Source organism: Peloplasma aerotolerans, from assembly GCF_030012175.1.
GTDB lineage: Bacteria > Bacillota_I > Bacilli_A > Acholeplasmatales > Acholeplasmataceae > Peloplasma > Peloplasma aerotolerans.
This window is the reverse complement of sequence record NZ_JASCXW010000023.1, coordinates 18,772-30,982: the sequence shown is the minus strand read 5'-3', so window position 1 is coordinate 30,982 and position 12,211 is coordinate 18,772. Positions and strand designations below refer to the sequence as shown.

12 protein-coding genes are annotated in these 12,211 nt (G+C 32.4%); 10 read left to right on the top strand and 2 right to left on the bottom strand.

Annotated features, from left to right (window positions below; genetic code table 11):
* Positions 1 to 22 precede the first annotated feature (22 nt).
* From QJ521_RS06990 to QJ521_RS06945, 10 genes are all read left to right on the top strand, one after another.
* Positions 23 to 889: a hypothetical protein gene (locus QJ521_RS06990; RefSeq protein ID WP_282839735.1), complete on the top strand. Its 867-nt coding sequence runs from the start codon at positions 23 to 25 to the stop codon at positions 887 to 889.
* Positions 879 to 1,142 carry a PqqD family protein gene (locus tag QJ521_RS06985; RefSeq protein ID WP_282839734.1) on the top strand — a complete coding sequence of 88 codons (264 nt, stop codon included), beginning with the start codon at positions 879 to 881 and terminating at the stop codon, positions 1,140 to 1,142. Before QJ521_RS06990 ends, QJ521_RS06985 begins: the two co-directional genes overlap by 11 nt.
* Entirely contained in the window at positions 1,139 to 1,558 is a 420-nt protein-coding gene (locus tag QJ521_RS06980; protein ID WP_282839733.1) for a S24/S26 family peptidase, read from the top strand. Before QJ521_RS06985 ends, QJ521_RS06980 begins: the two co-directional genes overlap by 4 nt.
* A gap of 6 nt (positions 1,559 to 1,564) precedes the next feature.
* Entirely contained in the window at positions 1,565 to 2,740 is a 1,176-nt protein-coding gene (locus QJ521_RS06975) for a nucleotidyltransferase domain-containing protein (protein ID WP_282839732.1), read from the top strand.
* A 244-nt stretch (positions 2,741 to 2,984) separates the two neighbouring features.
* Entirely contained in the window at positions 2,985 to 6,095 is a 3,111-nt protein-coding gene (locus tag QJ521_RS06970; RefSeq protein WP_282839731.1) for an InlB B-repeat-containing protein, read from the top strand.
* Between the two features lie 47 nt (positions 6,096 to 6,142).
* Positions 6,143 to 6,991 (top strand): endonuclease, encoded by an 849-nt coding sequence (locus QJ521_RS06965; protein ID WP_282839730.1) that lies wholly within the window; start codon positions 6,143 to 6,145, stop codon positions 6,989 to 6,991.
* Positions 6,992 to 7,002: 11 nt separating this feature from the next.
* Entirely contained in the window at positions 7,003 to 8,052 is a 1,050-nt protein-coding gene (locus QJ521_RS06960; RefSeq protein WP_282839729.1) for a hypothetical protein, read from the top strand.
* A gap of 104 nt (positions 8,053 to 8,156) precedes the next feature.
* Positions 8,157 to 9,848, top strand: coding sequence for a M3 family oligoendopeptidase (locus QJ521_RS06955; protein ID WP_282839728.1), 1,692 nt, complete (start codon positions 8,157 to 8,159; stop codon positions 9,846 to 9,848).
* A 7-nt stretch (positions 9,849 to 9,855) separates the two neighbouring features.
* The gene (locus QJ521_RS06950; RefSeq protein ID WP_282839727.1) at positions 9,856 to 10,239 is read left to right on the top strand and encodes a hypothetical protein; all 384 of its coding nucleotides are present in this window, start codon (positions 9,856 to 9,858) and stop codon (positions 10,237 to 10,239) included.
* Between the two features lie 9 nt (positions 10,240 to 10,248).
* Positions 10,249 to 10,968, top strand: a complete 720-nt coding sequence (locus QJ521_RS06945; protein ID WP_282839725.1) for a hypothetical protein — start codon at positions 10,249 to 10,251, stop codon at positions 10,966 to 10,968.
* A 37-nt stretch (positions 10,969 to 11,005) separates the two neighbouring features.
* Here the strand turns inward: QJ521_RS06945 and QJ521_RS06940 are convergent, their stop codons facing one another.
* Together QJ521_RS06940 and trxA are read right to left on the bottom strand one after the other, a co-directional pair.
* Positions 11,006 to 11,860 (bottom strand): NAD(P)/FAD-dependent oxidoreductase, encoded by an 855-nt coding sequence (locus QJ521_RS06940; protein WP_282839724.1) that lies wholly within the window; start codon positions 11,858 to 11,860, stop codon positions 11,006 to 11,008.
* Positions 11,857 to 12,168, bottom strand: coding sequence for a thioredoxin (trxA, locus tag QJ521_RS06935; protein WP_282839723.1), 312 nt, complete (start codon positions 12,166 to 12,168; stop codon positions 11,857 to 11,859). The genes QJ521_RS06940 and trxA overlap by 4 nt, the downstream gene beginning before the upstream one ends.
* Positions 12,169 to 12,211 lie beyond the last annotated feature (43 nt).

The following is a 12,211-nucleotide window of genomic DNA, read 5'->3' as shown; positions in this document are numbered from 1 at the left end:
ACTTTTGATAGAAGGGGTATATATGAAAAAAGTTTATAAAATTGCAGATATAACGATTGGCATCGAATATCATTATAAAACATATCTAGACCATAATATTGAATCATATTTGGATGATGATACCTCTAATGTAAAACATAACATTCAAGTTGTTTTGTCTGATCACATTGACCTACCAATTGGAAAAACAAATCAAACAAAAAATCCATATGTTATTCTTGAGAGTCACCAACGTACCATTTACGCCTTAACCAAAAATGGTGAAGTCAAAGAATGTATCACTCATGATAGTGATTTCAAACATGTTGAAATCAAAATGAATCCCAAATTCATCCGTAACCCAGCTGAAATGGAATATGCATTAATAGGACTTATTTTTATGGATATTGCACTTAAGAATGGATATATATCTTTACATGCGTCTGCAATTGAATATCAAGGAGAGGCAATTCTATTTTCCGCACCATCTCAGACGGGTAAGTCTACACACGCAAGATATTGGATGAGTACATTTGATAATATTAGATTAATAAATGATGATAAACCATTAATAAAAGTTGATCAGAAAGATATCTATGTTTATGGTTCACCTTTTTCAGGCAAGTCGAAGTTGAATCAGAACATAAAAGTCCCATTAAAAGCCATTGTTTTTATTAAACAAGGACTTACAAATCGTGTTGAAACCTTGTGTGAATCAGTTAAGATTAAAGAACTATTTAAAAATATGATGAGACCAGATGATGAAGACATATGGAATCAAACGATTCGTCAATTGAATGTAATCATTGAAAGAATACCAATGTATTCAATAGAAGCAACCAATGATCAATCATCAGTTCATGCTATTCATAAAGTAATATACAATCAGGAGACCAAAAATGAAAATTAAAAAAGGGTATGTTTTAAAGAATCTTTCAAATAAACACATTGTTGTCCCAGTTGGGGAAGAGGCAATTAACTTCAGCGGTTTAATTACATTGAATGAAAGCGGGAAACTATTGTTTGAGACATTGGGAAATGATGTAAGTCTTGATGATTTAGTCAGTAAATTGCTAGATGCATATGAAATAGATGAAGAAACAGCAAGAAAAGATGCTACGGCATTTGTAGATAAACTTAGAGGAAAACAAATAATCGAATGAACACTCAAACCATAAAAGTTGATGAAATGCTACCCATCATTATTGAATCCTTAAATGCAAAACAAAAAGCAACCTTTATGGTTGTTGGTTCAAGCATGCACCCATTTTTAAAACATAAAGAATCAAAAGTCACAATTCAGAAAAAACAAACATATCATAAATATGATATTATTTTATTTCATTATATGAGTACAGTTAGACTACACCGCATCGTAAAAATAAAAGGTGAACATATAACAGTACAAGGAGATAATTTAAGATCAAAAGAGTTTATCACCAAACAAGACATTATTGGCTATGTGACTCAATTTGAAAATAAAAGGAAGACAACATTATGTGATTCCACTTTATATAAACTTAAAGTAATCCTTTGGTTAATCATTAGACCTATAGGCATAAGATTAATTAGAAAGTAGGAGTATATGGACAATCGGATCGATCAACTACTAGAAGTTGTCAAGTATGGACTCAATCAAAAAGCATACCATGAACCTATCATTGATGATCGGGTTTTTTATGTCATGGCTGTTGAAAATGGATTATGTGGAATCGTTTATAGTGCTTTAGATCAAAAAGTTGTATCCAAGCAGTTACATCAAAAATTAGAACACAGCTTTTATGGCTATGTTTCTAGAGACGCAAAGCAAATTAAAGCCATAGAAGAAATTGATCAAATATTGAATGAAAATAAAATAGATCATATCTTTTTAAAAGGAAGTAAACTAAAGAAACTATACCCCGAATCTTATATGAGAGCAATGGGAGATATTGATTTATTAATCAAAGATCACGATTTAGAAAAAACACATCAAGTTTTAAAAGAACATCAAATCAAAAATATTTCACGCTCTAGACAACATGATATATTTGAGTTTCCAAATAAAATCATTTTTGAAGTTCATCCTATATTGTATAAAGCATTTAATGATAAATATTCAAATCTTTTTGAAAACCCATGGGAATATTCAATAAAGGTTCATCAACATTTATATAAGTTCACCCATGAATTTGAAATGGCATACCTTACTTATCATTTAGCAAAACACATGGATTCAAGTGGAATAGGTATTCGAAGTATATTAGATTTAGGCATATACTTAAATGCATATGAAAAGGATATTGATGAAGCGCTGCTTGATCAATATCTGGAACAATCTAACATGAAATTGTTTTATAAAAGCATGATTGAATTAAATAGAAGATACTTTGATTTCAATTATAATTATTCACTACACCAGCAACAAGTACTAGATGAAAATACTTTTAGAGAAATGACCTTATATCTTATTCAATCAGGAATTCATGGAACAGGTAAAGATTTCAATGCATTTACATCTAGAATTGCCAGTACAGAACTTAGACAACAAAGCAAGATAAAATTTATCTTTAGATTGTTTTTTCCAAACTATGAATCCATGTTGGGTATGTATCCATTTATTCATAAAGCGAAAATTTTAATTGTGTTTGCTTGGGGTATGAGGTTAGTCAAGTTGCTATTTAAAAAAACGAAGACAAGTTTCCAAAAACTATTCAAGTTATCAGTCAACAAAACAGATGTTGAAGAAAGAAAAAAACTTTTTCAAAAAATAGGATTGTAAGGAATCGAAATGACATTTCAATGATGAATGTCATTTTTTTGTAAATATTTCATAAATGAATTGCATTTACTTCAGTAAATGGTACAATAAAAATATATGTTTTTACTATAGGAGGACATAATTTATGGATGTTAAGTCGGAATATGTAAAGCCCAATGTTGAAATTATTGAATTTGTATTAGAAGAATCAATCGCAGAGAGTTCAGGTGCTTTGTGGTATGAAACAATCTGGGGGGAGTAAGCTATGAAGAAGATAGTTTTAGCCTTTTTATTTTTATACATACTGGCATTCACAGGAAGTTCATTAACTAATGTGTTTGCAGCTGAAGATGATATAACAGTTAAGATAAGCACAATATTCGAAGAAGGAAATGAAATCGGGCCTAATAATTTATTAAGAACATATGGTTCGAAAGTAGGATTTACGCCTCCAGGGGATAATTCTGGATATGATTTTGTATTTTGGGTTGTCAATGGAATTGTCAGAAAAGATTTAGAGTTGACACACCAATTTACTGTAACCTCTAAACTCGAACTATTAGCTATCTATGCACCTAATGATCCTGTAAAATATGCTGTTGTCTTTATGGATAGTAACGGCAAAAAACTCGAGGTGCAATATGTTGCGCCAACAGAAGATGCAACCGATTTAGTTTCATTACCAGATAAACCAGGATATGAAGTATCTACTACCAATAAGTGGAAAAGTATTACTGGAAATGAAACATTAACTAATATTACTAGCCATACAGTGTTTGTTTTGCAATATCAAAGCACAAGTTTAGATACATTTGATCTTGTTGTTAATGATGGACACGGAGCTGGGAATTATGCTTATAATAGTTTAGCAGAAGTATCTGCTCTTGTGGAAACACCAAATCCTTTCAGTCACTGGGAAGAATATGGCATTATTGTTAGTTATGATGAACCTTATATGTTCACCATGGCAAGCAATAGAGAATTAACAGCAGTTTATTTGGAAACTCCTTTGACTGCAGAGCCATTAGTAACCATGACAAACGATTTAGGTGTTCGTGATGGTTATCACACCTATATGGGGCAATTTAGTATACCTGATGGGTATGAATTAATTGAGTATGGATACTTGATTTCAGATCAAGTTGAAGTTCTTACTTTAGATACTCCAGGTGTTGAGGTAGTCATAGGAAACACTAGTCATCCTGTAACAAATGAGTTTGTTACTAGTTTTGTCCAGAAAAGCATTTCAAGTATTAGAGGATATTTAATTGTATCAGACGGTATTGACATCATTAGTGTATATAGTGAGTACAAACCGGCTATAAAGGATGATATTCTCTACCATTTCGACTATTCTTCGGGTCATGGTTTAAGCTATCAAGATCCTGAGTTAGCTGTTGATTTTACGAATTTAGTTGATGCTTCAGTATTTTCAACAACTTTGTACCGTGTTGCTGCCAATACAGTATCTATTGCTGAACAAACCACTTCAAGAGCACTTGTCATTTCGCCTAGATTAGGTGGAACTAACACAGGTGAAGCATATGTAGTAATGGATTTTGGTATTGATGTAATAAACAAACTAGAGTTTGAAACATATTTTTGGAATTCTTCAGCTGAACAATATTTTACAACTTATGTGTTAGAAGTTTGGGATACTGTAGAAGAAGAATGGGTATTAGTGCTTGATTTACTTGCTGAAATCGAGACAACTTTGGTTGTTAACCAACTTGTTGTTGAAGATTTTGAAGGATCTATATTTAGATTCTTTGCTACTGGTGGACAGAATAATGGAAACACAGCACGTATTCTTCTTGACAATGTAAAAGCGATTGAAACAAAAGCATCTTTCACCCATGATGTTACCTTTAATAATGATGGTATACCTACACATGTTGCTGTTTTCAATGGAGAGTCAACAACTCCTTTAGCTCCTTCAAAATTAGGTTATACGCTAGTTGGTTGGTACATTGACGAAGGTTTAGAAACAGAGTTTAATTTCAGTTCAGTTATTTCAGAAAATATTGAGTTATTTGCAAAATGGGAAATCAATTCTTATACTATATCATTTGAAGAAAATGGTGGATCAACTGTACTTGATATAACTCAAGACTATAATACTGAAGTTACACAACCAACTAATCCGACTAAAACCGGATATGACTTTGATAAATGGTATAGTGACATTGGATTAACAACACCGTATACTTTCACAACTATGCCTGCTGAAAATATAACATTATTTGCAGGTTGGATTCCTGTAGAATATGATATTTTATACAATCTTGATGGTGGAGTTAATGATGAATTAAACCCTGATTCTTATACTATTGAAACATCTACAATAACACTAGAACCAGCAACAAAAGATGGTTATGTTTTCCAAGGTTGGTTTGACAATGTATCATTTACAGGAGAACCTATAACAACCATAGAATTGGGATCAACAGGTGAAGTCACTCTTTATGCCAAGTTTGTTGAAGCAACTGGAGAAACCTTCACAGTAACTTTCTATGCTGTTGAAGGAGATACAGAGCCATATGATGTTCAAGAAATAGATGAAAATTATTTTGCTGCTAGACCAATATCTGATCCAACTCGTTCAGGATATGCATTTGTTAACTGGTATCTTGATGGTAGTGAGACACCCTTTGATTTCGAAATGTATTCAATTGTTGAGGATATAACAATTATTGGACAATGGATAGAAGTCTTTACAGTTACATTTAATTCTAATGGCGGATCATCTGTCGATTCAGAATATGTAAATAATGGTAGTTATGCTAGTGAACCCAATGCACCAACAAAGAGTACCTATTCATTTGGAGGATGGTACACAGACAATTCGACTTTCGATAATCCATTTGATTTTGATAATACATCAATTAATCAAAATTATGATTTGTATGCGAAATGGTTGTTTGCTGAAACATTTGATAATAGTGCAGCAACAGCATCATATTTGAATGGTTCTTTTGTAGGCAATCATGGAGTTACCTGGAATTATGTTCACGCTAGAAATGAAGGGGATTATTCCATTGATGGAAAAGGAATTATGCTAAGAAGATTGGCAGAAGGGTCAGCTCTCGAAGCTACTTTCAATAATGGAATCCTTTCCTTTGGTTTCGAGTATCGTAAAGCATTTACAGGGCAGAACGTTCGCAAATATAAGATAGATGTGACTGCTAATGAGACAACTACAACTTATAATATACCAGATTTTGGTGGAGGTAGTGGAGCAGATGCAACGGTACATAATTTTTCTTTAGAAGATTTAAACCTAAATGGTGTTGTAACAATTAGAATTTATGCCACAGCCGTAGATGTACAAGCTACTTTTGATAACTTCAGTTGGACTGAGTACCAGGGGGAGTAACTCCCCCTATTGAGGACCCAGAAGACGATACACCGCAGATTGTTGCGGTGTATTCACTCTCTGTAGGGGACGAATTTATCGATCCTGGGAGCGAAGCATATGTTAGTCTTGAAAACATCGTTCATAGTGAAACTTCAGGTTATATTGACATGAACACACCCAACACATATACACTCCAATACTATGCCATAGATGATCAAGATAACGAAGAAACAGTTTTAGTAAAAGTATTAGTTTTATCAAACTATTATCAAGATGCAGTAGGTTTATCAGGTAACGAATTATTACTAGAATTAAGATATATAATCAATACTAATGTAACTATGCAAAACTATGATGCTGCAAGATACATTTTAAACATAACAGATCGAGATCCTAATAATCCAGATAATGTCATATTAGTTTATACAGGTTATTCTGTAGATGGGGATTGGTATTGTCCAGCCTCAAATGATTGTACCTGGAATAGAGAACATGTTTGGCCACAATCTTTACTAGATGTGAACACAACAGGAAGTAGCACACATGTTGGTGCAGACCTACATAATCTTAAGCCTGCTGATCCTGGAACCAATTCAAGTAGAGGCAATAAATACTTTGACAACACGACAACAACACTTTCTTATGCTCCAAGAGATGAAGTCAAAGGTGATATTGCACGCATGCTCTTTTACATGACCGTTATGTATGATTATTTAGAATTAATCAATGGAACACCAACAACTTATCAAATGGCTATGCTTGATATCCTTATAGAATGGCATGAGCAAGATGTTGTTGATGAGTTCGAACAAAATAGAAATGATGTTATCTATACGTATCAAAATAATAGAAATCCATTTATAGATTATCCAGATTTTTACGCTTTAATCTTTAACCCCAATTATAGTAACTAAGGAGCATTCCCATGAAAAAAGCAACATTACTTATTCTTTTATTATTTATCTTAATTGGTTGCTCCAAGCAACAATTATCAACACCAGAAAACTTAAGATTTACTGATCAAATATATTTCGATGAAGTCGAAAATGCGACTGATTACATTCTAAATATCAATGGTGAAGAAATTAAGATAACACAAACATCTTATCAAATTACATCAGAAGGCACATTTTTAGTTAAGGTTAAATCAACAGCAAAAGGCTACAAAGATTCCCCATACTCAGAGACAATAGAAATTGTTATCGATTATACATTGGTAACACCATCGAATCTTTCAATATCCAATAACACTTTAACATGGGATTCCATTGAAGGAGCAAGCTCTTATGAAGTACTGTTAAATCAAACAATCATACCAGTAACTACAAACACTTTATCATTAGAACCATACCTTCCTGATGTTCTTATCATTAAAGTTAAAGCAGTATATCCAAGTGGTTCATCAACATATTCAGAACAACTTATATATACTGAGGATGCAGAAATTCTTGGTGAACTAAAATATAAGTTTTCCACAAACTCAACATTTGATTTAACATTACTCCAAACATTTAAGTTTATTACAATATACAACGATAACAATCAAATCATGCAGTCAAATGTTTATACCTATACTAACCAAGAAGTTAAGCTTTTAAATACATACTTAAAAACATTGACAATAGGATTACATGAATATAAAGTACTAACAGAAGATGGATTCTACATTGTTGAAATTGATGTTACGAACGCAACCAATCCATATATGATTAATAATAATCAAATATATTCTTCATTTGAGGATGATATTACTTTACAATTTGAGTTATTTGGTGGCACAATCCAAAGTGTTTCGGGAAATAATATTGAATCATCAGATTACACAATCAATCAAAGTCAACTCGTAATTAGTATCGGTTATGTCCAAAATATATTTGAAAATGAGCCAGAGAGAACGACACTCATTTTATCCTACACACTTCAATATAATCAAGACATAATCATAGGTTATATATTTATAAGAAAAGCTGAATAACAACCAAAAAAAGAGAGTTACCAACTCTCTTTTTTTGTCTATCTCGGTTGTGATTTAGTGTTATTCAGTGTATAATTAACACTAAAGAAGGAAGGTATAAATACATGAAATTTAATGATTATAAGTATGAAAGACCCAATCTTGATGAAATCAAAAAAGAGATTGAAGAACAGTTAAATCTTATTAGTACAGATCAAGACCTACAAACAGAAATTCAAGCTGTTCATAAAGTGTTTGCTATTAATGACAAATTAAATACTATGGGAACCTTAGTATCCATCCGTAACAGCGTTGACACGACAGATGAATTTTATGAAAAAGAACAAGAGTTTTTTGATGAGAACACACCACACTTAAGACAATATGAACACCAGTTTAATGAAAAGATTCTTGCTTCAAAAAATAGAAAAGAACTTGAAAAAGAATTTGGTGAACTTATTTTCTTAAGAGGTGAACTAGCTCAAAAAACATTTAAACCTGAAATTATCCCTGAAATGCAAAAGGAAAATAAACTAACAACTGAGTACGGAAAACTTATTGCATCAGCAAAAATCGAGTTTCAAGGCGGAACTTACAACCTGAGCCAAATGACTCCATTTATCCAAGACAAAGATAGAGAAACGCGTCACCAAGCACAATTAGCGGTTTCTAAATTCTTTGCTGATAATGAATCTCAATTTGATAGAATTTATGATGACATGGTTAAAGTACGACATGAAATGGCGGAAAAACTAGGATACGAAAACTTTATTCAACTCGGTTATGATCGTTTCGGAAGAACTGATTATACTGCAGAAGATGTAAAAAATTATAGAGATCAAATTTATTCAGATATCGTGCCTTTAGTTACTGAACTAACGGAAAGAAAAGCGAAACGCTTAAATATCGAAAATCCTAAATCATATGACTTAGCATTATCATTTCTATCAGGTAATCCAACGCCTAAAGGTAATCGTGAATGGCAAGTCTCAATCGCTAAAAATATGTACGATGAAATGTCACCAGAAACCTCAGAGTTTTTTAATTTCATGTTAGATCGTGAGTTGCTAGACCTTGACAGCAAATCAGGAAAACAGGGTGGCGGATATTGCACATATATCCCAGAATATCGTTCTCCGTTTATATTTGCCAATTTTAATGGGACATCTCATGACGTTGATGTATTAACTCATGAGGCAGGACATGCATTCCAAGTTTATCAAAGTAGGGATCAAATTCCTGAGTATCGTTGGCCAACCATGGAAGCTGCGGAAATTCATTCGATGAGTATGGAATTTTTAGCATGGCCATGGATTGATCAATTTTTCAAAGAAGACACCAAAAAATATAAATTCAATCATTTAGCTGGAGCGGTCTCATTCTTACCATATGGTGTGTTAGTAGATGAGTTTCAACATCATATCTATGAAAAACCTGAACTTTCCCCAGATGAAAGAAAAGCATTATGGAGAAAATTAGAGAAAAAATATATGCCATTTAAAGATTATGGCGATGATGCATTTATGGAAAAGGGAACTTTTTGGTTTAGACAAGGACACATTTTCCATGCACCATTCTACTATATTGACTACACATTAGCTCAAATATGTGCATTCCAATATTGGATTAAACATCAAGAAAATAGAGAAGAAGCATTAAAGAGCTATTTAAACTTATGTCGTCTTGGCGGTTCAAAGAGTTTCTTAGGACTTGTCGAAGTTGCTAAACTGAAAAATCCATTTATAAAAGGTACAGTAAAGGAAATTGTCAAACCTATTCGAGCATACCTCGATAGCGTAGATGATACGAAATTATAAGATGCGCATGAGATTTGCCCAAATTGGCATCCAATTATTGATTGTGTCATCATACTTTTTTAACATCATGAATTATGATGACCAAGGAACTAAAATTACAATTACAGGATTTGAAGCTATCATAACCAATGAGTATTTCATTTTTGGTAATATCTTTTTAGCTATTGTTTTATTATCATCGCTATATCATCTTATTACACAAGTGATTGCGTTGTTTAATAAACCTTTATACGATAAACTAGATCAATCATTAACGATTGCTGTTAATATCCAATTATTTATTGGTCTATTTGTTGTTACCTTTATAGGACTATACCTAGAAATGTTAGGTCTTGCGATGGTTGGTCTCGTTGTACTGGGGGCATTCATAAAATATAAGTTCAAGTTATAGGGAGATATTATGGACAAGAGAATCATTTACACAATTTTGGCTATCTTACTTTTTTTAGGTGTAACGATTTTAGTTATCATGTTAAGAAGATTTGTACCTTTTGATGAAGAAGCTGTTCCTTATGATTTTGAGGCCATAGAAGTTAACGAGAATTTATCTGTCGAGGAACTGAGAAATCAGAATGTTAAGGTTTTAATCCAATTTTTGAATGACAATGAAGATGATCTTTTATATTCAGTTTATTTCTATGATTACGATGTGATTAGGGAGTTGTATGAAGATTTATTAGAAATTAGAACTATACTAACACAAATTAATTATGGGAGAATTTCAGGTTTGTTAATTACAGAAAATGATGATAATCTAACCTTAACTTTTAGTTCCTTACCAAGAGATAGAAGTATTTATAAAGAGTATTCAGTCAACGTCAGTAAAAACTTCTTATACATCATTCCCTATTCAGGTGGTATGATATTACAACTAGATTTTGCAATACAAGTATTTTTCATGATTGGAACTTTTGGAGTTATAAGTGAATCAAATGATTATTATGCCAACCCAGTTTCAATTCAATTGTATAGTTTAGGAACCGAAGAAAACTCAAGAATATTCTTTTCAATTCGAGGAGATCATTTTTATACAAGAGAATCTTTTTGTGAGTATTGTATTAGTGGAACGGAATACGCAGGATTAGATATTTTAAATTCAAAAGCTTATATTATTCAATAATAAAAAAGGCTTGGTTATCGCATAACCAAGCCTTTTATCACTTTTTATTTAAGTAATTATAAATTGAATCAGCAACAAGCATGCCATCATAAACTGCTTTTGCAATCTGGAGTTTTCCTCCGATAATGTCACCGGCTGCAAACAATCCATCAATATTTGTTTGGTAGTTTTCATCAACAACCAAATTATTTTTTTCTACAATGACACCTAACTGGCTAGCAAACTCAACAGAACTTGGAATTCCAAGGGCTATAAAGACACCATCAACTTCATATCGGTTATTTTTTGTTTCAATGTGTTGGATTTTACTGTCACCACTGAACTTGACTATTTTATCATGAATCACTGGTTGACTAACAGAAGCATCTAATGGATTTCCGTTTGTAAAAATAGTGATGTCTTTTGCAATTTTACTTAAATAGTCTAGTTCATGCAACATATAAGGACCACAACCAACAATCGCTATTTTTTTCTTTCTATAAAAATAGCCATCACATATTGCACACATGCTAATGCCTTTACCTCTATACTTAACAAAACCTGGAATATTTAAAGTCTGTCTTGTCTTTCCAGTTGCTAGAAGAACTGATTTTGCTTCATACCTATTGTTAGTAGTTAATACCACGAAATGGTCATCCTCTTGTTTCAAACTGATCACAGATTCAGAAATAACTTCAATACCTAATCCTTTAGCCTGTTGAATACCATTTTCGATTAATTCTGTTCCAGAAATTGGTTTGCCCGTACCATAAAAATTCTCAACTAAATCTGAGTATCCTTGGAGTGCACCCAAGTCTTTACCAATGACTAAAGGATTGATTCCAACCCTTTTCAAATATATGGCTGCAGATACCCCTGCAGGTCCATAACCAATAATAATTATTTTTTTCATAGATCCAACATTTTTTTTAGTGTTTCTTTAGATTGGACACCAATCATGGATTGATGCACCTTACCTTCTTTAAATACAACGATTGTTGGGATGCTCATGATATCTAAATCATCTGCAATTTCTGACTCGCTGTCCACGTTTAGTTTCCCGACAACAGCTAATCCCTTAACATCTTTGCTAAGATCTTCTAATATAGGAGCAACCTTTTGACAAGGTCCACACCACGCTGCCCAAAATTCAACAAGTACGGGTAAATCACTCTTTAATACATCTGTCTCAAAATTTTTAGTAGTAAAATCTTTTACCATTGTTTGTCACCTCAAATTGATATCATCTCTATTATAAAGAAAA